The sequence below is a fragment of the Tritonibacter sp. SIMBA_163 genome, from assembly GCF_046535935.1.
Lineage (GTDB): Bacteria > Pseudomonadota > Alphaproteobacteria > Rhodobacterales > Rhodobacteraceae > Epibacterium > Epibacterium scottomollicae.
Window position 1 is genome coordinate 1 of the sequence record NZ_JAWJBP010001170.1, and the last position, 242, is coordinate 242.

General features: G+C 64.9%; 1 protein-coding gene. It reads left to right on the forward strand.

The features are described from left to right. A partial coding sequence (locus R0J92_RS26000; RefSeq protein ID WP_411053814.1) for a hypothetical protein occupies positions 1 to 194 on the forward strand: 194 nt, incomplete at its 5' end. Positions 195 to 242: the final 48 nt, after the last annotated feature.

Genomic DNA, 242 nt, shown 5'->3' on the forward strand with positions numbered 1-242 from the left:
GGGTCACGGTGCTGGACGCCGGCCTGTCAGGAACCCCCTCCCTGTCGGCGTGGCGCGTGCTGGAAGCGCCATTTCCGACCTGGACGTTGATCGCCGAAGCGGCCAAGGATGCGGCGTTTGAAACCAGCAGCCGCCTGCGAAATGCACTGCTGCTCATCGGGACGGTGGCCGTTACTGGGCTGGGGATATTGTAGCTGTTGTTTTCCAACGCCCTGACCCGGCCCGTGCGGCGCATGTCCGAA